This is a genomic window from Sphaerisporangium corydalis (assembly GCF_025506355.1).
GTDB lineage: Bacteria > Actinomycetota > Actinomycetes > Streptosporangiales > Streptosporangiaceae > Sphaerisporangium > Sphaerisporangium corydalis.
The window spans coordinates 71880-91424 of sequence record NZ_JANZYP010000011.1 but is presented as its reverse complement, the minus strand read 5'-3'; the positions used below and the strand labels follow the sequence as shown (position 1 = coordinate 91424).

Sequence of the window (19545 nt, the reverse complement as noted above, 5' to 3'; positions counted from 1 at the left end):
CTCAGCCCTTGACGGCGCCGGAGATCAGGCCGGAGGTGACCCTGCGCTGGAGCGCGAGGAAGACCAGCAGCACGGGGAGCATGAACAGCGAGGCGGCGGCCATCGTGGCGCCCCAGTCGGTGCCGAACACGTTGGCGAACGACGACAGCCACACCGGCAGCGTGCGGTCGTCCTGGTTCTTGATGATCAGCGCGTTGGCGAAGGCGAACTCGTTCCACGCGGTGATGAAGCCGAACAGGGAGGTGGACATCAGGCCGGGGGCCAGCAGCGGCAGGACGACCAGGCGGAAGGCGGCGGCGCGGCCGGCGCCGTCGGTCATCGCGGCCTCCTCCAGCTCCGGCGGGATCGCCGCGAGGAAGCCGCGCAGGGTCACGATGGTGAACGGCAGCGTGCACATGAAGTACACGAGGGTGAGCATGGACAGGCGGTCGAGCATCCCGGTGTCGCGGGCGATGACGAACATCGGGATGAGCAGCGCCTCCCAGGGCGCCATCTGCGCGACGAAGACCATCAGGGCGAACGCCCGCCGCCCGCGCCAGCGCAGCCGGGCCACCGCGAAGGCCGCGGGCAGGGCCACCAGCAGCGACAGCAGGACGGCGGACGCGGTGACGGCGAGGCTGTTGCGCCAGAACAGCCAGAAGCCGTCGGCGCGCACGGCGGTGGCGAAGTGCGCGAGGGTGGGGTGGGCGGGCCAGAAGGCCGGCGTGTCCGACTGGATGCCGGCGGCCGGGGTGAACGCGGTGACGGCCATCCAGTAGACGGGGAACACCGAGACGGCGAGGACGCCGAGCGCCGCCAGGTTCAGCGGCACGCGGCGGGCGAGCCGCCGGAGCGCGGGCCGGGGACGGCTCCTTTTGGCGGTGAGGGCCGGAGCCGGACGGGGACGGGTCTCCACGGCGGTCACAGGATCTCTCCTTCGTGCTTGAGCATCCGCCGCAGATGGGTGATCAGGACGGCGACCAGGATGAGCACGGTCAGCGTGGAGACCGCCGCGCCGAGGTCGTACTTGTGCAGCGACTGGGCAACCTGGAACGCGTAGACGGGCAGGGTGGTGGTGGCCCCGTCCGGGCCGCCCTTGCTGATCGCCCAGATCTGGGCGAAGCACTTGAACACCCAGATCACCTCCAGCGAGGTGATCAGCCCGAACAGGGGACGCAGGATGGGGAAGGTGATGTCGCGGAAGATCTGGGCGCCGCTCGCCCCGTCGATGCGGGCCGACTCCTCCAGTTCTGCGGGGATCGTGGTGAGGCCCGCGTACAGGGTGATCGCGGCGAAGGGCACGGACTGCCAGACGACCAGCGCGACGAGGATGGCGAACGTCGAGGCGCCGCCGGCGAACCAGATGTGGTCCTCGAAGGAGCCGAAGCCGAGCGTGACCAGCAGCCGGTTGACCACCCCCAGGCGGGACTGGAACAGCCACTGGAAGATCGTGGTGGCGGCGAGGACCGGCGTCGCCCAGGTGAGGACGAGGCCGCTCATCACCGCCAGCCGCATGCGCCGGCCCAGCCGTGCGGTCATCAGCGCGACCGGGGTGGCGATCGCCATGATCAGGACGACGTTGACGGCCGTCCAGGCGAAGGTGCGGCCCACCACCTGCCAGAACTCGGGGCCGCCCAGCGCGTCCTGGTAGTTCTCCAGGCCCACGAACGCGGCCCCGCCGCGGATCAGCTCACCCGTCCTGAAGTGCTGGACCGAGATCACGACGCTGCGCAGCACGGGGTACAGCAGCAGGAAGGCGGTCCCGGCCACCGTGGGGGCGACCAGGAGGTACGGCCACAGCCCGGCGAGCCGGCGCGGGCTCGGCCGAGGGAGAACGGACACGGCGCTCCTCGGTCGGGTCAGGAGGTGGTGTTGAGGATCGTGGCGATCGTCCGCGAGGCGGCGGCGGCCTCGGACGCCGGGTCCGCCCCGGTGAGCGCCTTGGTCATGTACTCCTTGATGACGTTCTTGGCCTCGACCGCCGCCCAGTTGGGCGAGTTCGGGGTGGCGTGGCCGCCGGCGGCAGCGGCGGCCATCGCCGCGGTGCCCTCGTCGCCGTCGAGGGCTCCCGCGAGGGAGACCCGGTTCGGCACGTAGCTCATCTCCTTGGCCATGTCGCGCTGGAACGTCTCCCCCGCCAGCGCCTTGACCACCTCGTAGGCGGCGTCCTGGTTCCTGGACGCCTCCGGGATGATCAGGTCGGAGCCGCCGGTGAACACCGCGCCCGGCCGGTCGGCCGTCTTGCCGGGGATCGGGAAGAAGCCGAGATTGCCCGCGAGTCCCGGGTTGGCCTTCTCGATCGCCACCGCGGCGCCCGGGGTGGCGATGAGCTGGGCGACGTCGCCCTTGGCGAACACGTCCGCCTGCGGCGGCCTGCTCTCGTCGGAGTCCTTCGGGCCCTCGCCGAGCGCCTGGAGCCGCTTGTAGAAGTCCATGCCCGCCAGCGCCTGCGGGGTGTCCAGCGCGCCCTTCCAGGTGGCGCCGTCCTTCACCGCGAGGTCGCCGCCCTCGTCCCAGACGAACCCGGCCAGGGTGTACCAGTTCTGTCCGGCCAGGTAGATGCCCTGGTCGCCGCCCTTGTCGAGCGTGGCGGTGGCGGTCAGCCACTCCTCGCGCGTCTTGGGCGGCGTCGTGATCCCGGCCTTGGCGAACAGGTCCTTGTTGTAGATGACGACGCGGTTGGCGGCGTACCACGGGACGCCGTACTGGTGCCCGTCGACCTTGCCGGGCTCGGCCAGCCCGGGGAGCCAGTCGGCGCCGCCGAGGTCGGCGACCTTACCGGTGAGGTCGCGCACGCCGCCGCTGGCCGCGTACTCGGCCACCTGGGTGTTGCCGACCTCGATCACGTCGGGGGCGTCGTTGCTGGCCAGGCCGCTGGTCACCTTCTGGCCGATGCCGTCCCACTCCTGGATCTGGATGTCCAGGGTGATTCCGGGATGCGACTGCCGGAAGGCGGTCGTGAAGCGGCCGAGCACGGCGTCGGAGAAGCTGTCGCGCATCACCCAGACCGTGAGCTCGACAGGGGCCGCGCCCGCTCCGGCGGAGGAGCCGGGCGCGGCGGTGGACGGGGAGGGTGAACCGCACGCGGTCAGTCCGGCGGCAAGCGCCAGGAGTCCGGTCGCGGCGAGAAGGCGATACCTCACGGGATCTCCCATTGGTCAGATATTGGTAAGCAATCCGCCCGATGTGGATAGAGTGGTATTAACCAGTTGCCGCGTCAAGCCCCAATTTCGCCCCTCGATCCCGGCGTACAGCGCGAGATTGGTAACGCGCTGGTAAGGTCGGCAGGGTGACTCTGAACATGCGGGCCGGGCTCAAGCGTGATCGGGTGCGTGACTTCCTGCTCGACTTCATCGCCGACAAGCGGCCGGGCGAGGCCATCCCCTCGGAACGGGACCTGTGCAAGGAGCTCGGCGTGTCACGCCCCACGCTGCGGGCGGCCATAGACGACCTGGTCAGGTCCGGCCTGCTGGTCCGCGAACACGGCCGGGGCACCTTCACCGGGCCGCACCGCGTCACCCAGGCGCTCGCCGCGACGGCGGGCGGCTCCTTCTACGCCCCTCCGGCCGAGGGCCACTGGCTCAGCCGGATCCTGGAGTTCGGCCTGGCCCCGGCCGGCCCGCAGCTCGCCACCCGGCTCAGGCTCGCCCCCGCCGACGCCGTCCTGCGGGTCGTGCGGCTGCGCATCGTCGACGACGAGCCGATGGCCATCGAGCGCATCCAGTTGCCCGGCGCCCTGGTCGAGGGGCTCGTGCCCGCCGACATGGAGTCCGGCTCGTTCTACCGGCTGCTGCGCGAGAGGTTCGGCGTCGACGTGCGCAGCGCCGTCCAGACCATCGAGGCCACCGTCACCGACGAGACCGAGGCCGAGCTGCTGGGCGTCCCGCAGCACTTCCCCGCGCTCGGGGTGGAACGCACCACCCGCGACGCCGAGGGAAGGATCGTGGAGTTCGTCCGGTCCATCTACCGGGGCGACCGCTACCGCGTCACCTCCGAACTCCACTTCGACGCCGACTCCGGCTGAGGTTTCCGCGCCGTCGCCCCGGCCCGCGCCGCGGCGGTGTTGCCGTGGGCACGGCGAATGTGCGGAAATGGCGATGGGCGCGGTCCTGACGTCGGGCGCCGAGCACGCGAGGGCCGCCGAATGGGAGTGGTCTCGTGGGGGACGCCGGTTCTTCGATCGTCGGCAAGCGCGTCGAAAGGATTTGGAAGGACGTGCTCGGCGTCTCCCGTGACGAGATGAACGCCTCCTTCTCCGAGCTGGGCGGGCGGGGAATGACCGCGCTGCGGATCGTCGCCCGCATCCAGGCGGAACTCGGCGTCACGGTCGAGGTGGGCGACGTGCTGGACCACCCCCATCTGGCCGACTTCGTGCGCCATGTCGTCGCGCTCTCCCGCCGCCCCGCCTCCCCCGACGAGCGGGACCGCTAGGCGGGCGGACCGGCCCGCCCGCACCCGTACACCCCTTCACCTGCGGCCTCGTGGCAGCGGGCGATCTCGCATGGGCGTGTCCACTTCCGGCATGGCAGGAAGCTGTTATCGGCGTGCAGCTTGCTGACTTGGAATCATCTGGTTCACCGGCCTCGAATCACGGAGAGTTGTTCTTACCAGAACAAGGACAACAGCCCGAGAAAAGAGACCGAGAAATGAAGGAGCACAACCCGCGACCGGCCCGCGAAATCAGCGCCGGGATCACCTGGACCTCACCCGCCGCCACGCCCGGCACGACCGGGGACTGAGGAAAGAATCCGATGCTGGTCGAACTGACAATTCGCCGCGCGGCGGGAGAGCCGTCACCGAATTCACCGGTCGACGGAATCAGAATAATGGCCCTCCTGCCCGCCAGATGGCGAAAGGACCTCAAACACGTCACCGGCGAGATCGCCATCCGAGTGCACACCGGTGAGGACGAGACCACCGCGCAGATCCGCGCCGAGGTGACCGCCATCCTCACCAACCCCGAAGTAAGCGACTGGGAACTGATCACCTGCCACACCCTGGCCAACGGCCGGCACGAAGCGAAGGAGGACACGCGATGAACGCTCCCGCCCTGAAGCCCGGTGACTGTCACGTCTGGTGGGCGGACCCGGAGGTCCAGCCCATGGAAACCCTCCTCAGCACGCTGAACGCCTCCGAACTGGAGCGGGCCGCCTCCTACCGGCGCGAGGCGGACCGGCGCCGCAACCTCACCGCGTCCTGGCTGCTGCGCGAGGTCGCCGGCGCCCAGCTCGGCATCGCGCCGGAGAAGGTGCCCATCGAGCGGCGGTGCGGCAACGCGAAGTGCGACAAGCTCCACGGAAGGCCGCACATCCTCACCGACGACGGGCTGCACGCCTCGATCTCCCACTCGGGCGGCCGCGTCGCGGTGGCCCTGACGACCGCGGGACCGGTGGGCGTCGACGTGGAGGAGGTGCCCACGACGCCGGTCGCCGAGCTCGTGCGGTGCGCGCTGTCGCAGGCCGAGCAGGCCGTACTGGCCTCGATCCCCGAGCACGAGCAGCAGGCCGGCTTCGCCCGGATGTGGACGTGCAAGGAGGCCGTGCTGAAGGCGACCGGGCACGGGCTCCGGATCCCCCCGGACAAGGTCGAGGTCAGTGGCCCTCGCGAGGAGCCCGCATTGCTGAGCTGGCCGCTGGACATAGCCCCGGAAACAGTGCGAATCACCACTCTTTACCCCGGTGACGGTTACACGGGCGTCGTCTCGATCCTCGTGGACGACATCCCGATCACGGTGTCGGAATGGACCGCCACCAGCCTTGGCCGCAACTCGTTCTCGCTCGCGGCGCCCATAGCCGCCTGACCACCATTGACGCGATCCAGCACGAGACTGTTGAATAACTACGGAAATTCAAGTATCCAGCGGGCGGGGACGACCCCCATAAACGTCCCCCAAGGTCCGGTTTCCGTATTGTTCAGGGGCAGTCAAGCTGTAAAGGAGAGGAAGCTGACCTGCCGTGAGAAATCATTACATCCTGATTCCGGGGCCCTGGATGGGCGCCTGGGTCTGGGAACCGGTGACCCGAGGGCTCCAGGCCCTCGGCCACCAGGTCCACCCGGTCACCCTGACCGGACTGGGCAGCGCTGACGCCGACGTCTCGACCGTGGGCCTGGCGACGCACGTCGACGACGTGCTCGCCGTCCTTACGAAGGACGACCTGCGTGACGTCATCGTCGTCGGCCACAGCTACTCCGGCATCGTCGCCGGGCTGGTCGCCGACCGCGCGCCCGACCGGGTGAAGCACACCGTCTTCGTGGAGGGCTTCCTGCCGCACGACGGCAAGTCGATGCTCCACGCCTTCCCCGAGCTGCAGCGCAAGGGTGAGCTGCAGCTCATCGCGGAGAACAGCGGCCGCTGGCCGATCCCCGACGTCACCATCGTCGCCGAGGGACAGGATCTGTCGACGCAGCAGGCGCAGTGGCTGGTGGAGCGGTTCGTCGGGCACCCGGGGCACACCCTGTCGGAGCCCGCCGTGCTGACCCGGCCGCTGGCCCAGCAGCGGGCCAGCTACATCGTGTGCTCCAAGGAGCACTTCGGCGGCCGGATCTCCGAGGATGTGGCCGCCATGCGCGCCGAGCCGAACTGGACCTTCCACACCATCAACACCGGGCACTGGCCGATGGTGTCGGCCCCCGACCAGCTGGTCGGCCTGCTCACCACCATCCCCGCCCGGTAGCGAGGCGCCTCAGCCTCAGCCGAGGGCAGGGGCGGGAGCGGGGATCGGGTCGGGGACACCGGCCCGGTCGTGGCCGAAGGCCGACGCGTAGACGCCGGCGAACGCCCTGGCGATCCTGATCTCCCCCGAGCCGTTCGGATGCACCCCGTCGTAGCTGTCGCGGTAGGGATCGTAGACACCGTCCAGATCGACCAGGACCGCGGCCGACCGCTCCGTGGAGAGCGCCGCCACCAGCGAGGACAGCTCCAGGTTGTACGCGGTGATGTCACGCGCCAGGCCCGGCTGGTCCCGCAGCGGAGTGCGGTGGACCACGTTGGCGATCAGTAGCTGGACGTCGGGGTTGGCCTCACGCGCCCGCCGGACGAACGTCTCGGCGTCCGCCGCCAGCCGGCCGGGGCCGGAGACCCCCCAGGCCAGGTCGTTGAACCCGAGCGCGACCAACAGGTGGTCGGCCTCGTAGGCGGCCACGGCGCCGCGGATGTTGTCCTTGGCCTCGCGCAGGAGCCGGCCCCAGCTCGCGTAGTGCCGGCAGGCGGGGAAGTCGATGCCGTCCCGGTAGCGGCCGGCGTGGACGGGGTCGTCCGGGTGGGCCGGCCGCGGGCCCGGCTGGACCGCGGACGACACCCAGGTGCCCGCCCACGGCCCGGCGAAGCGCGCCGGGATCCGGCGCTGGTCCAGGGTCCGCCAGAAGCGGTAGCGCCAGGTGTGGTCGCCTTCCCTGCCCTGGCTGATCGAGTCACCGACGATCATGATGGTGGGCGTCGTGCCCGGGGCGGCACCGCTCACGGGCCGGCCGGCGCCCTTGGCGATCGCATCAGCAGGCCGGCGTAGGGGAAGACCAGGATGGCGAGGCCGGCCAGGAGCAGCAGCGCGGTGAACACCCACTCGCGCGAGCCGCCCGGCCCGTACACCAGGTTGGGACGGCCGACGTCGAAAGCCCTGGTCTCCATGCCGGGCCTGAGCGAGTCCCGGTCGCTGCCGTACAGGGCGACCGGGCGGTCGGCCCCGCCGGCGTCGGACCGGAAGTCGCCCATCCACGAGCAGCTCTCGTGCCCGGGGTGCTCGACGCAGGAGACGCTCCGCGCGGTGAACACCCCGGGGGCGCCATCGGCCCGGGCGGCACGCACCGCCGGGCCGATGTTCGGTATGACGAGGTAGAGCAGGAAGGCCCCGATGAGGGTCAGGGCCGCGGTGAAGACCGGAGAGTGCCCGTGCCTCGCGTGGCCGACCGTCATCCCCGGTGGCCGGCGCAGGAGCACACCATCTCGGCGCGCTCGGCCGGGCTGGGCCGCATGTGGAGGATCATCGCGACCACCATGGGGATGGTGACCAGGGTGTTGTAGAACAGGTGCAGCTCGACCCTCGGCACGACGAGCTGGATGATGCTGGTCACCGCGGGCTTGCCCAGCAGGTGGTAGCCGCTGATGGCCTGGAGGAGCAGCAGCAGGTGCTCAAGGTGGTGCCAGACCTGGATGCCCAGGGAGACGTTCCACCATGTGCGCGAGCGCCCGGTGAACCCCTTGCGCAGGACGATCAGGCCGACCAGCATCACCAGGGCGTAGCCGTAGTGCATCCACTCCGACTTCACCAGCCACGGGAACGGCACGCCCAGGACGCCGCGCGCCTCGGGGAGCGGCCAGCCGAGGACCCAGATCTGGATGGCCTGGGCGATGTGCTCGGCCCAGTGCGCCACGACGATCAGCCCGAAGACGCTGAGCGCCGCCTTGTGGTATCTGGTGTTGAGTGCGGACAACTGGACTGGAGTTGCCGAAACGGTCTGGGTCGCCATGCGCAATCCTCGATCCCGGAAATGTTCACCGTGTGCCGTCACGCGTCCGATCGCGCGGGGCCCCCTTCCCGGCGTCGCTGGACGACGGCGGGAACTAGGTCTAATTGTTCCGGGGATGTCCTGACCTGGTCTTCTTCGGGAATGCTCTGTTCGCGAAGCTCACCCCGGGTGGACCGGTGCCGGCTACAGCGGCACGTTGCCGTGCTTGCGCTGCGGGGACTGCTTGCGCTTGTTGCGCAGCATCGCCAGCCCGCGCGCGACGGCGGCCCGGGTCTGCACGGGGTCGATGACGTCGTCGACCAGCCCGCGCTCGGCGGCGTAGTGCGGGTGCATGAGCTGCTCGGCGTACTCGCTCACCAGCTCCGACCGCAGCGCGACCGGGTCGGCGGAGGCGGCCAGCTCCTTGCGGAAGATGACGTTGACGGCGCCCTCGGCGCCCATCACCGCGACCTCGTTCGTCGGCCAGGCCAGCGACAGGTCGGTGCCGATGGTGCGCGAGTCCATGACGATGTACGCGCCGCCGTAAGCCTTGCGCACGATGACGTGGATGCGCGGCACGGTGGCCTCGCAGTAGGCGTACAGCAGTTTGGCGCCGTGCCGGATGATCCCGGCGTACTCCTGGTCGGCGCCGGGGAGGAACCCGGGCACGTCGATGAGCGTCACCAGCGGGATGCTGAAGGCATCACAGAACCGTACGAACCGGGCGGCCTTCTGTGACGCGGAGACGTCCAGGACGCCGGCCAGCACCATGGGCTGGTTGCCGACGACGCCGACCACCTCGCCGTCGATGCGGGCCAGCACGCAGATCACGTTCTGCGCCCAGTCCTCGTGCATCTCCATGAACTCGCCGTCGTCCACCAGCTCGGAGACGACCAGCCGCATGTCGTAGGGCCTGTTCGGCTCGACCGGGACGATCTCGGCCAGCCGGGGCCGCAGGTCGGTGGTCGCGTCCTGCGAGGGCGCGCTCGGCGGGAACTCCAGGTTGTTGCCAGGCAGCATCGAGATGAGGTAGCGCACGTCCTGGAGGCAGGTCTCCTCGTCGTCGTGCACGAAGGTGGCCACGCCGGACCGCTTGCCGTGCACGTCGGCGCCGCCCAGGTCGGCGTGGCTGATCTTCTGCCCGCTGACGGCCTCTACCACGTCGGGTCCGGTGAGGTACATCTGCGCGGTGTCGCGGACCATGAACGCGAAGTCGGCCAGCGCCACGGTGTAGGCGGCGCCGCCCGCGCACGGCCCGAGCACGACGCTGATCTGCGGGATGACGCCCGACGCCTGGACGCTGCGCTGGAAGATCCCGCCGTACCCGCTGAGCGCGACCACGCCCTCCTGGATGCGGGCGCCGCCGCTGTCGATCAGCCCGATGATCGGCGACCCGGTGGAGATCGCCATGTCCATGACCTTGTGGATCTTGGACGCGTGGCCGGCGCCGAGCGAGCCGCCGAAGATCGTGAAGTCCTGGGCGTAGACGAACACCCGGCGGCCGTCGATGGTGCCCGACCCGGTGACCACGCCGTCGGTGTGCGGGCGGTTGTCCTCCATCCGCAGGCCGTGGGCCTGGTGGCGCCGGTACATGTCGAGCTCGATGAACGAGCCCTCGTCCAGCAGCATGTCGATGCGCTCGCGCGCCGTGTGCTTGCCGAGCGCGTGCTGGCGGGCGACCCCCGCGGGGCGCCCGCCGACGATGCCGTCGCGCAGGGTGGCGTGCCGCTCCCGGAGCAGGCTCATGGACCGCGGCGGGGGCGCGTCCTCACGGCGTTCCGTGCCCGCGCGGTCGTCCGGGCGTGACTTGACGCCGTCGGTCTTCCGCCTGGGCACGGAGACCGGCACGAGGTCGAGCTCCACCGCGCTCCCCGGCGGTCCCGCCGGCGGGTAGTCAAGGCTCGGGCTGGTCGCGGTCCGCTCGCTCATGGCGGCGTCTCCCCTCATTGCGCTCCTACGGACGACAGGCTCGGCCGGCCTGATCCCGCCTGCCTGGCGGACAGGTGGCCGCTCTCGCGCAGCCAGCGCACCGTGTCGCCGACGGTCTCGGCGATCGGCCGGGGGCCGATCCCTGGCGTGCCGGCGTGCTCGGCCACCCGCGTGGCGCAGGCGCACGTGTAGATGGCTCCGTACTCGGCGGGGATGTGCCATGGCCACACGCGCTGGACCACGTCGGTGAGCCTCCCGATGGGGATCATCCCCCGGGCGGGCAGGAAGATCGTCGGAAGCGCGCGCCCGGTGACCTCGCGCAGCGTCCTCATGTACTGCCGGGTGGACAGGTAGCGGCCCGGCCCGAAGTGGCGGCCCCGGCCCTCGGCCGGCGCGGCGAACAGCCCGGCGTGCAGGGCCGCGGTGTCGCGCACGTCGCCGACGGGGAACCCGCCGAGCGGCCAGAAGGGCGTGAGCCCCCGCAGGACGGCGCGCAGGCGCGCGTTCTGGTCGCCGAGGTTCGGGTCGTGCGGCCCGAGCAGGGCCGGCGGGTAGGTGATCACCACCGGCGCCCCCTCGTCCTGGAACCGCCGCGCGATCACCTCGGCCGCGGCCTTGCTCGCCATGTACGTCTCGCGGGGGCGGCCGACGGGCGAGTCCGCGTCGATGACGCGCCCGGGGGCGGGGAACATCGCGACGATGCTGGAGACGTGGACGACCGGGTTCGCGCCGGCCCGCAGCGCGGCGCCGAGGACGATCTCGGTGCCCCGCTCGTTGACCTCGCGCATCCTGCCGTGGAGCCTGCTGTCGAAGGAGTACACCGACGCCGCGTGCAGGACGCCGCCGGCGCCGCGGACCAGCCGCTCGACGCCGGCCTCGTCGGTGACGTCTCCGGTGACGACCTCGACGACGTGGCGACCGAGGCCGAACGGCGCGAGGGCGCGGTCCACCTTGGACTCGTCGCGGACGAGCATGCGTACCCGGTGACCCGCCCGCACGATCGCCGCGACCGAATGGGCACCGACGAATCCGGTGCCACCGGTCACGCTTACCAGCATCAGACCATCTCCTCTGATCCACACCAGTCAAATGCCTATCGCGCCCGGCTGTCATCTCCGATTGTGCTTTCACCCGGAGTGAGCATTTACCCGGTGCGTTGTGACCCATGGGAATGTCCAGTCGTCCCGGCGGCAGGAAGCGGACGGCCGGCGGCAACTTGATGACGTGGAATCGACTGTCCGGCCCGCCGGAAATGCCGCAGAGTTGGACGTGTCAGAACGAAATGAACGGCAGAAGGGAACCGGAAATGAAAGCGAACAATGGCCGGACGGGACCGGTCAGATCCACTTCTCCTCTTTCGCCCGCAAGGCGGCCTGAAAGCGATTCACCGCGCCGAGCCGGGCCATGAGGTCGGCGACGTAGCGGCGGTAGGTGCGGACCGACACGTCGATCTCGCGCGCCGCGATCTCGTCCTTGTCCGCCCGCGCCATCACCTCGAGCACCTTGCGCTCCAGATCGGAAAGGAGAGGTCCGTCGGAACTGGGCTCGGTGAACTCCCGCAGGTCGGTGGCGGCGTCCCAGACCCCGTCGAAGTAGGTGACGAGCTGGGAGACCAGGCCGGGCTCCTTCACCAGAAGGGCGCCGCGTGAGCTCTCCTTTGGATGGATCGGCACGACCGCCACGCTACGGTCGAAGATCAGCATCCGGTCCATCGGGTCTTCCGTTATGTGAATCTGACCGCCGAGGCTGACGACCTCGCGCAGATATGCCGCCATGTTCTGATCGTCAAGTGCTTTGGGATGGTAAACGGCCTTCACGGCCAGTCCACGGCGCAGTGAGCGCGTGTCCAAAGGCAGCGCCGTCTCGATGGCGCCCAAAGAAAGGGGTCCCCCCGGATGCAGGCACAGAGTTTCCTTGTAGGAGAAGAACCCAAGGTCGTCAAGGCGCTGGCGAACGCGGTCGAGGCCTTCCACACGTTCGATGTCCAGCGCCGACGTCGCTTCCTCACCATGCCGCTGATCCTCTACGAAGGACGCGATGGCGTCGCGAGTGGTCAGAACGCGGCGGATTTCGGTGTTGAGCTCGTTGAGACGCTGTTCGATGAGGCGTTCAATTCCGATTCTGGGTTCGGTGGCCATCACCCGGTGGCGGTCGGTGATATCGAGAAGGGCGAGCCGTCCCAGAGTGTCGACGGCCCCCTCGATCGTGTCCGGGTCCATGTCGAGGGCTTGCCGGATAGAGCCGATGCCGTCGCCACGGTGTCGTAAGAAGTACCGATAGATCTCTACTGCTTCAGCTGGTACACCGATGACGGAAATGTCCATGGCTCGCCTCCTGGCCATGTACCTCACCCAAGGGGGACCTCGGGGTCCTCGACCCTTGCCCGGCTCCATGGATTATGTATGATTACAAACTATCAGACGTCAGATGGTTCGCGCACTCTCACAAAATGCGGACCCACTCGGTCAGGGTCCCCCGACGAGCTGTCCGAGGATCCGGTTGAGGTGCGCGCGGTCCTCGAGCGTGAGCCTGCCGATCACCCTGCCGTGCACCTCCGCCGTCAGCGGGTGCAGCACCTCCACGAGCAGGGTGCGGCCGGGCTCGGTCAGCTCGATCGAATAGGCGCGGCGGTCGGTCTTGTCCCGGCTGCGCACGACCAGGCCGCGCTGCTCCAGGACGTCGATGATGTGCACCATCGTGGACCGGTCGACGGCGAGCCGCCGGCCGATCTCCTGCTGCGAAAGCGGCCCGGCCGCTTCGAGCACGACCAGCACTCCGTAGTCACGCCAGCGCAGGTCATCACCCTTCAGTGCCTCTTCGAGCCTCAGCGTCACCTCGCGCGCGGCGTCGTTGAGCAGCCAGCCGGTGGACTCGGCGAGCAGCCGCGCGGTAGGTGCGGGCTCGTGCCCGTTCCCGCTCATGGTCCTGCCTCCCTCAGCGGGTCAGCGATCAGTCTTCCTGCTCATCGGCCCACGCCGACACGATCTCACGGACCTCGTCCCAGATGTCACGGAGCTCATCCCACGTGGTCCCGGCGACGGGACCTGCTCGTCCATCGGACATGGACTCCTCCTCGCCACGGGCGTCCGTGAACTCCGCCCGAAGCCCTTCGCCTCTCGTTCACGCATTAAGTAGGGTCGCAGATCATCAGCATTCCTGTCAATCAGTGCAACTGATGATTTGTAATCAGCTGTTGCGCTGCCCAATCCCCCGTGTGACACTCTTGCCATACAGGCGTGCTTGATAGCGGCATGCCGCGCGTAACGGGACAGGTGACGACGGAAGGCACGTAGGTGAGCGCTGATCATCCGAGTACCGACGGTCCCCTGCCGGACTTCCTGGCCGGCTCCACCAGCCTTCTGCTGAGCAAGGCCGACGACCTGTTCAACGAGATCCTGGAGTCGGCGGTGGAGCCCTTCGGGTTGCGGTCGAAGGATTTCATCGTTCTCACCGCCATCGACGCGATGGGCCCCCAGTCACAGCAGCAGCTCGCCCGCACCCACGGCATCGACAGGACCACCATGGTCAGCGTGGTCGACGGGCTGGAACGGCTCGGCCTGGTCCAGCGGGCGCGAAACCCCGACGACCGGCGCAAATACGCGATCGGCCTCACCACCGAGGGGCAGTCGCTGCTGCGGCACAAGCTCGGACCGGCGATGCTGAACGCCCTGGACACCTTCCTGTCGCCGTTCAGCGAGGACGAGCGCGAGCAGTTCAACGCCTTCCTGCGGCGCCTGGTCCACGAACGCGCCCCCGCCGGCCCGCCGGCCGGCGCCTCCTAGGGCACCGGGCAGGGCAGCGTCGTGCCGGGCGGCACCGTCCGGTAGCACGCGGCCCCCGGGCACACCACCTTCACCGGGTCGTCGAACGCCCCGAGCCCGACCAGGATCGGCTCGTGCCCGAACCTGCGGGCGGCGATGTCGGCCCAGCTCGGCGGCTCGTCCGCCGCCTCGGACCGGTCGAACGCCGACGGATCGGCGTCCAGCGCCGACCATTCGAGGTACGCCAGGTAGTCGACCTCGCGGTGCCACACGGTCAGGCGGCGCAGGGAGTCGGCGGTCGACAGCGTGTTCCACGGCTCGGACCGCGCGGCCACCGCGCGCAGGAACGCCTCGCGGACCGCCTCCCTGGCCGAACGCGCCGCGGCCGTCGCGATCGTGGTCCCCTCGCCGCTCAGCCCGACGACGGCGATCTGGAAGTCGGGGCCGGGCAGCACGAACGCCGACACCCGCAGCCCGAGCGCCGGCACGGCGGCCGCCGCGCCCGGGGAGATCAGCGCGTCGAGGTGGTCGGACACCCGCAGCAGGGGCATGCGCGGGTTCGCCCACCAGCGGGTGACCATGTCGTGGGCCAGCAGGTCGGCGATCGCGCCGGAGACGCCCTCGTAGGTGTCGCCGATCACCCCGACCGCGGTGGGCTCGACCCGGCAGTCCCGGTCGCCCATCCACACGACCTCGGCGGGCAGCAGGTAGCGCTCCCGGCTCAGCAGGCCGACCCCGCCCACCCGGGCCCGGTTGTCGGCCGGCGGTTCCGGCATGAAGTCGGCGAGGCTCAGCTCCCGGCCGGCACGGCGTTCGGTGACCCCGTCGGGCAGCTGGTAGAGGGCGTCGAGGGCCGCGGCCCGCACCTTCGCCCTGCCGCGGGCGACGTCGGGCGTGAAGCCCGCCGCCACGGTGACCACTCCGGATTCGGGCCGCTGCGCGTAGGCGAGGTACGCCTCCCCGCCGAAGCACTCGGCGACCTCCTGCAGGTGGACCGGCGACCGGGGTGCCGAGATCGCTGACGGGGTGCTGTCAGGTTTGGGCGCCATCAGTCACTCCTCGCGACGGATCCGGACTACCCGAGGGTCTCCTGGTGAAGGCCCTCGGCCCGCGGCCACGTGCCGCCGCCGGAAGGGTCTTGCCACTGGCCTGGCCGCGAACCGGGCCTGCCCGGCACCCAGCACACCGATTCGTGCCGCGGATCACGCAAGGTGCTGACACACCACCAATGGAACCGCCCCGGAAAGGACGCGTCAACACGAAAGGACCCATCCAGCAACCTGGAAGAAGGATTCCGGGTCCGCGCCGGACGGCATCTTCCACGGGGGCCGCATGTGGTCCGCGAATCGATTGTTCGCTGGTTCGACACCGATTCCACAACCGCTGTCGAAAATGTGTCCACCAGCTCTTTCCATCACCCCGCAAGGCGTCATCGCTTTTGGTAATCGACTTTTTACTACGGTAACCCAGCGAACGAGGAAGGGGTATCCCCTGACCGACCCGAAATCCCGGGAAAGCGGAATATCCCGGATAGGCGGTGAAAGCGGCTTAAAAGCGACCGGCCCGGCGCGCGCCCGCCGCCCTTTTCCAGGGAGACCGGTACGACCGCCAGGCCGGTGGAACTCTTCTCGGGCCCGCGAAAGGCCTTTCAGGTGACCGGGCCGGCGCCGTGCCGGTGGAGCGGCACGGCGCCGGGACCCGGCCCGCCGTCGATCAGGCGTCCCCGCGGGGGCTGTTCTGGTAGGCGGCGAGCTTCCACTCGCCCTCGTGCCGGGCGACGACCCACGTCGCGCGGACGGCGCGCTCGTCGGCGACCTCGGTCTCGCCGGCCGCCAGCACCCCGCCCACGGTGACCACGACGGCCGCGTCGTCGCTGAGGAACCGGAAGTCGATGGGCGTCCCGGTGACCTGGGTGCCCTTGTAGGGGCCCTCGAACCCGAAGCTCATGAAGGCCTCGATCTCGTCGGCGCCCTTGCGGTAGTAGCCGGGAAGGATCATGGTCCCGTCCGGGGTGAAGACGTCGGCGAAGGCCTTGGCGTCGTGCTGCGCCCAGGCGGCGACGATGCGGCCGGGGACCGAGACCACGGCGGCCTTGTCCGCCTCGGTCACGCCGGCGCCGATGGTTGCTGAGGAAGTGGATGCGGCCATGGACTCAACCCTTCTCCGTGGAGGCATTGCTGCGAAGATCGCGACCGGGCGGGGGCCCGGAGGTCAGATGTAGAGCGTGTTGGGCTCGAGGCCGCACAGGACCCGTCCGTACAGCTCGGCGTTGGTGTCAGGGTGCATCAGGGCGTGCAGGTTGGCGGCCTGCACGTCGCGCGAGATGCGCTGGATCGGCACGTTGCTGTAGATGGAGGACCCGCCGCTGGCCGTCGCGAAGATGTCCACGGCCTCCTTGGCGAGGCGGCACACCGCGCCCATGTCGGCGCGGGCACGGGCCCGCTCCTCCAGCGTCCACGGCGAGCCGTCGACACCCTTGGAGTCCACCAGCGACGACAGGCGGTGTGCGTGGAACTCCGCCTCGTCGATCTTCATGGCGCCGTCGGCCACCTGGAGGTGGGTGAGCGGCGCCTCGGCCTGGCTCGTGTAGGCGGTGTAGGAGATCTTGCGCTCGGGGAGCCGCTCCAGGAACGTCTCCTTGGCGGCCCTGGCCAGGCCGACCACGGTGCCGACCGAGGAGGCCGAGGCGACCGGGAGCAGGGGCGCCCGGTAGATCGGGCTGGCGGCGTTGGCCACCGATGAGTACTGGCCCTGCAGGACCGCGCCCAGGTGCAGGACGCGCTCGGACGGGATGAACACGTCCTGCGCGATCGTGCTGACGCTGCCGGTGCCCTTCAGGCCCGCCGTGTACCAGTCGTCGGCGATCTGCAGGTCGGTGATCGGGACCACGGCCATGATCGGCGCGGGCTCGCCCCCGCCGCCCACCAGGACCGCGACGACGACCTGCCAGTGGCTGTGCAGCGCGCCGCTGATGAAGCTCCACTTGCCGTTGACCACGATCCCGCCGTCGACGGGGGCGGCCATGGCGGTCGGGCTCAGCGTCCCGCAGATCCGCACGTCCGGGGTGGCGAACACCTCGTCCTGGACCTGGTCGGGGAACAGGCACGTCATCCAGGTCGGGATCCAGTAGACCGACGCCACCCAGGAGGTGGAGCCGTCCGCCCTGCCCAGCTCGGAGGCGACGTCCACCAGGGTGCGGGTGTCGGCCTCGTAGCCGCCGTAGCGGACCGGAACCCTCAGTTTGAAGACACCGGCGTCGGCGAGGGCCTCGATCGACTCCTCGTGGATGCGCCGGTTCTCCTCCGCCCAGGCCCCGTTCTTCCGCAGGACCGGGACCAGTTCGGACGCGCGACGGACAAGCTGTTCCCGCGTCGGAACATCGGTCGTCAGCACCATATCCTCCTAAAAAAGTCCGACGAGAATGTGCGGAGCCGGCGAGATACGCCGGTGGCCGGATACCAGTCGTGGCCGAATGGCCGTCCGCCGATGCTCACCATCCGACGGTCGCACCGGCGCCGGAGCGGCGCATCTTCTGAATTGCGGGCATCATGGTCAGCGGTGCCGACACCGCAACGTGAGAGATGCCCCGCGGGAATCACCGATGTGACGATTAAGGTCCGCAACAGGCTTGCGGTGTGCCCGCCCATCCCCCGTCGGCGAGCGGACGCGTCGCCAACGGCGGCGATCCGGCTCCTGCCATTCCCTGACCCTTTATCTGCCGGCGCGCGCGTGCGATCTCGGACTTTTCTTCGAGCGCGTCCCCTGGACAGCGATGCTCGACAGCCACCGATTCATCGAGGAGTTGAGGTGCTACAAGAGGAAAGAAGTCCGAAAGCCGCCGACCAGGCCCCCGCCAACGGGGCGGCCGAGGCGCGGCCGAAGACACGTCCGCTGACCGGTGACGAGTACATCGACAGTCTGCGCGACGATCGTGAGATCTACTTGTACGGCGAGCGGGTCAAGGACGTCACCAAGCATCCCGCCTTCCACAACCCCATCCGGATGACGGCCCGGCTGTACGACGCCCTGCACGACCCGGCGAAGCGCGACATCCTCACCAAGCCGACCGACACCGGCAGCGACGGGTACACCCACCGCTTCTTCACCACCCCGCACAGCGTCGAGGACCTGGTCGCCGACCAGAAGGCGATCGCGGAGTGGTCGCGCATGAGCTACGGCTGGATGGGGCGCAGCCCCGACTACAAGGCCGCGTTCCTCGGCACCCTCGGTGCCAACGCGGACTTCTACGAGCCGTTCTCCGACAACGCCAGGCGCTGGTACAAGGAGTCGCAGGAGAAGGTCCTGTACTGGAACCACGCCATCGTCCACCCGCCGGTCGACCGCAACCGCCCGCCGGACGAGGTCGCCGACGTCTTCGTGCACGTGGAGAAGGAGACCGACTCCGGCCTCATCGTCAGCGGCGCCAAGGTCGTGGCGACCGGCTCGGCGCTCACGCACTACAACTTCATCGCGCACTACGGCCTGCCCATCAAGGACAAGCGGTTCGCGCTGGTGGCCACGATCCCGATGGCCGCCCCCGGGATGAAGCTGATCTGCCGGCCGTCGTACTCCAGCACCGCCACGGTGATGGGCAGCCCCTTCGACTACCCGCTCTCCTCGCGGCTGGACGAGAACGACACCATCCTGGTGCTGGACAAGGTGCTCATCCCCTGGGAGAACGTCTTCGTCTACGGCCACCTGGGCAAGGCCCTGCTGTTCACCGGGCGCTCCGGCTTCTTCGAGCGGTTCACCTTCCACGGCTGCACCCGCCTGGCGGTGAAGCTGGAGTTCATCGCCGGCCTGCTGATCAAGGCCACGGAGATGACGGGCACCAAGGACTTCCGCGGGGTGCAGACCCGCATCGGTGAGGTCCTGGCCTGGCGCAACCTGTTCTGGGCGTTCTCCGACGCCGCCGCGCGCAACCCGGTGGAGTGGAAGGACGGCGCGCTGCTGCCGAACCCCGCCTACGGGCTCGCGTACCGGTGGTTCATGCAGATCGGCTACCCGAGGATCAAGGAGATCATCCAGCAGGACATCGCCAGCGGGCTGATCTACCTCAACTCCAGCGCCGAGGACTTCAAGAACCCCGACATCCGTCCCTACCTGGACAAGTACGTCCGGGGCTCCGACGGCTCGGACGCCGTCGAGCGGGTCAAGCTCATGAAGCTCCTGTGGGACGCCGTCGGCACCGAGTTCGGCGGGCGCCACGAGCTCTACGAGCGCAACTACGCCGGCAACCACGAGAACACCCGCGTCGAGCTGCTGGCGGCGCAGCTCACCAACGGCCAGGTCGACGGGTACAAGGCCTTCGTCGACGAGTGCCTGGCGGAGTACGACCTGGACGGCTGGACGGTCCCGGACCTGTCCTCGTTCGACCACCTGCGGCAGATCGGGAACGGGAGCCCGCTCAACATGTGACCCGGGCCTGAACCAC

The 19545-nt window shown here is 69.5% G+C and carries 20 protein-coding genes; 7 read left to right on the top strand and 13 right to left on the bottom strand.

The window, feature by feature from the left end:
- Position 1: 1 nt before the first annotated feature.
- The 3 genes from NYZ98_RS10840 to NYZ98_RS10830 are packed head-to-tail and all read right to left on the bottom strand — an operon-like array spanning position 2 to position 3122.
- Positions 2–904, bottom strand: coding sequence for a carbohydrate ABC transporter permease (locus NYZ98_RS10840; RefSeq protein WP_262842469.1), 903 nt, complete (start codon positions 902–904; stop codon positions 2–4).
- Positions 901–1821, bottom strand: a complete 921-nt coding sequence (locus tag NYZ98_RS10835; RefSeq protein WP_262842468.1) for a carbohydrate ABC transporter permease — start codon at positions 1819–1821, stop codon at positions 901–903. The genes NYZ98_RS10840 and NYZ98_RS10835 overlap by 4 nt, the downstream gene beginning before the upstream one ends.
- A 17-nt stretch (positions 1822–1838) precedes the next feature.
- Complete coding sequence (locus NYZ98_RS10830) at positions 1839–3122, bottom strand: extracellular solute-binding protein (RefSeq protein WP_262842467.1); 1284 nt, start codon at positions 3120–3122, stop codon at positions 1839–1841.
- A 146-nt stretch (positions 3123–3268) separates the two neighbouring features.
- Here NYZ98_RS10830 and NYZ98_RS10825 point away from each other — a divergent pair, with 146 nt between their 5' ends.
- The 5 genes from NYZ98_RS10825 (at position 3269) to NYZ98_RS10805 (ending at position 6653) form a co-directional block, all read left to right on the top strand.
- Positions 3269–4003: a GntR family transcriptional regulator gene (locus NYZ98_RS10825; RefSeq protein ID WP_262842466.1), complete on the top strand. Its 735-nt coding sequence runs from the start codon at positions 3269–3271 to the stop codon at positions 4001–4003.
- 134 nt (positions 4004–4137) lie between these two features.
- Complete coding sequence (locus NYZ98_RS10820) at positions 4138–4410, top strand: phosphopantetheine-binding protein (RefSeq protein WP_262842465.1); 273 nt, start codon at positions 4138–4140, stop codon at positions 4408–4410.
- Between the two features lie 320 nt (positions 4411–4730).
- Entirely contained in the window at positions 4731–5018 is a 288-nt protein-coding gene (locus NYZ98_RS10815; protein WP_262842464.1) for a hypothetical protein, read from the top strand.
- The gene (locus tag NYZ98_RS10810; RefSeq protein ID WP_262842463.1) at positions 5015–5779 is read left to right on the top strand and encodes a 4'-phosphopantetheinyl transferase family protein; all 765 of its coding nucleotides are present in this window, start codon (positions 5015–5017) and stop codon (positions 5777–5779) included. Before NYZ98_RS10815 ends, NYZ98_RS10810 begins: the two co-directional genes overlap by 4 nt.
- Positions 5780–5933: 154 nt before the next feature.
- Entirely contained in the window at positions 5934–6653 is a 720-nt protein-coding gene (locus tag NYZ98_RS10805) for an alpha/beta fold hydrolase (RefSeq protein ID WP_262842462.1), read from the top strand.
- Positions 6654–6668: 15 nt separating this feature from the next.
- Here NYZ98_RS10805 and NYZ98_RS10800 read toward each other — a convergent pair whose 3' ends face one another.
- From NYZ98_RS10800 to NYZ98_RS10770, 7 genes are all read right to left on the bottom strand, one after another.
- Complete coding sequence (locus NYZ98_RS10800) at positions 6669–7439, bottom strand: GDSL-type esterase/lipase family protein (protein ID WP_262842461.1); 771 nt, start codon at positions 7437–7439, stop codon at positions 6669–6671.
- The gene (locus NYZ98_RS10795) at positions 7436–7888 is read right to left on the bottom strand and encodes a hypothetical protein (protein ID WP_262842460.1); all 453 of its coding nucleotides are present in this window, start codon (positions 7886–7888) and stop codon (positions 7436–7438) included. The genes NYZ98_RS10800 and NYZ98_RS10795 overlap by 4 nt, the downstream gene beginning before the upstream one ends.
- On the bottom strand, positions 7885–8442 hold the full coding sequence (locus NYZ98_RS10790) for a hypothetical protein (protein ID WP_262842459.1): 558 nt from the start codon (positions 8440–8442) through the stop codon (positions 7885–7887). The genes NYZ98_RS10795 and NYZ98_RS10790 overlap by 4 nt, the downstream gene beginning before the upstream one ends.
- Positions 8443–8625: 183 nt before the next feature.
- Complete coding sequence (locus tag NYZ98_RS10785; protein WP_262842458.1) at positions 8626–10350, bottom strand: acyl-CoA carboxylase subunit beta; 1725 nt, start codon at positions 10348–10350, stop codon at positions 8626–8628.
- A 14-nt stretch (positions 10351–10364) separates the two neighbouring features.
- Positions 10365–11408, bottom strand: a complete 1044-nt coding sequence (locus NYZ98_RS10780) for an NAD-dependent epimerase/dehydratase family protein (RefSeq protein ID WP_262842457.1) — start codon at positions 11406–11408, stop codon at positions 10365–10367.
- Between the two features lie 279 nt (positions 11409–11687).
- Positions 11688–12674 carry a helix-turn-helix domain-containing protein gene (locus tag NYZ98_RS10775; protein WP_262842456.1) on the bottom strand — a complete coding sequence of 329 codons (987 nt, stop codon included), beginning with the start codon at positions 12672–12674 and terminating at the stop codon, positions 11688–11690.
- A gap of 141 nt (positions 12675–12815) precedes the next feature.
- Positions 12816–13271, bottom strand: coding sequence for a MarR family winged helix-turn-helix transcriptional regulator (locus NYZ98_RS10770; RefSeq protein ID WP_262842455.1), 456 nt, complete (start codon positions 13269–13271; stop codon positions 12816–12818).
- Positions 13272–13643: 372 nt separating this feature from the next.
- On the opposite strand from NYZ98_RS10770, the gene NYZ98_RS10765 reads away from it, so the two are divergent.
- Complete coding sequence (locus tag NYZ98_RS10765) at positions 13644–14132, top strand: MarR family winged helix-turn-helix transcriptional regulator (RefSeq protein WP_262842454.1); 489 nt, start codon at positions 13644–13646, stop codon at positions 14130–14132.
- Here NYZ98_RS10765 and NYZ98_RS10760 read toward each other — a convergent pair.
- From NYZ98_RS10760 to NYZ98_RS10750, 3 genes are all read right to left on the bottom strand, one after another.
- Positions 14129–15160 (bottom strand): YcaO-like family protein, encoded by a 1032-nt coding sequence (locus NYZ98_RS10760; protein WP_262842453.1) that lies wholly within the window; start codon positions 15158–15160, stop codon positions 14129–14131. The genes NYZ98_RS10765 and NYZ98_RS10760 overlap by 4 nt on opposite strands.
- Positions 15161–15824: 664 nt before the next feature.
- Positions 15825–16259 carry an SgcJ/EcaC family oxidoreductase gene (locus tag NYZ98_RS10755; RefSeq protein WP_262842452.1) on the bottom strand — a complete coding sequence of 145 codons (435 nt, stop codon included), beginning with the start codon at positions 16257–16259 and terminating at the stop codon, positions 15825–15827.
- 63 nt (positions 16260–16322) lie between these two features.
- Positions 16323–17507: an acyl-CoA dehydrogenase family protein gene (locus NYZ98_RS10750; RefSeq protein WP_262842451.1), complete on the bottom strand. Its 1185-nt coding sequence runs from the start codon at positions 17505–17507 to the stop codon at positions 16323–16325.
- Positions 17508–17918: 411 nt separating this feature from the next.
- Here NYZ98_RS10750 and NYZ98_RS10745 point away from each other — a divergent pair, with 411 nt between their 5' ends.
- Positions 17919–19529, top strand: a complete 1611-nt coding sequence (locus NYZ98_RS10745) for a 4-hydroxyphenylacetate 3-hydroxylase family protein (protein ID WP_262842450.1) — start codon at positions 17919–17921, stop codon at positions 19527–19529.
- Positions 19530–19545 lie beyond the last annotated feature (16 nt).

Excerpts from the sequence above, each read along its gene's own strand:
- NYZ98_RS10815 (WP_262842464.1), top strand. The coding sequence starts at position 4,731 with ATGCTGGTCGAACTGACAATTCGCCGCGCGGCGGGAGAGCCGTCACCG.
- NYZ98_RS10810 (WP_262842463.1), top strand. The coding sequence starts at position 5,015 with ATGAACGCTCCCGCCCTGAAGCCCGGTGACTGTCACGTCTGGTGGGCG.
- NYZ98_RS10795 (WP_262842460.1), bottom strand. The coding sequence starts at position 7,888 with ATGACGGTCGGCCACGCGAGGCACGGGCACTCTCCGGTCTTCACCGCG.
- NYZ98_RS10790 (WP_262842459.1), bottom strand. The coding sequence starts at position 8,442 with ATGGCGACCCAGACCGTTTCGGCAACTCCAGTCCAGTTGTCCGCACTC.
- NYZ98_RS10785 (WP_262842458.1), bottom strand. The coding sequence starts at position 10,350 with ATGAGCGAGCGGACCGCGACCAGCCCGAGCCTTGACTACCCGCCGGCG.
- NYZ98_RS10780 (WP_262842457.1), bottom strand. The coding sequence starts at position 11,408 with ATGCTGGTAAGCGTGACCGGTGGCACCGGATTCGTCGGTGCCCATTCG.
- NYZ98_RS10775 (WP_262842456.1), bottom strand. The coding sequence starts at position 12,674 with ATGGACATTTCCGTCATCGGTGTACCAGCTGAAGCAGTAGAGATCTAT.
- NYZ98_RS10770 (WP_262842455.1), bottom strand. The coding sequence starts at position 13,271 with ATGAGCGGGAACGGGCACGAGCCCGCACCTACCGCGCGGCTGCTCGCC.
- NYZ98_RS10760 (WP_262842453.1), bottom strand. The coding sequence starts at position 15,160 with ATGGCGCCCAAACCTGACAGCACCCCGTCAGCGATCTCGGCACCCCGG.
- NYZ98_RS10755 (WP_262842452.1), bottom strand. The coding sequence starts at position 16,259 with ATGGCCGCATCCACTTCCTCAGCAACCATCGGCGCCGGCGTGACCGAG.
- NYZ98_RS10750 (WP_262842451.1), bottom strand. The coding sequence starts at position 17,507 with ATGGTGCTGACGACCGATGTTCCGACGCGGGAACAGCTTGTCCGTCGC.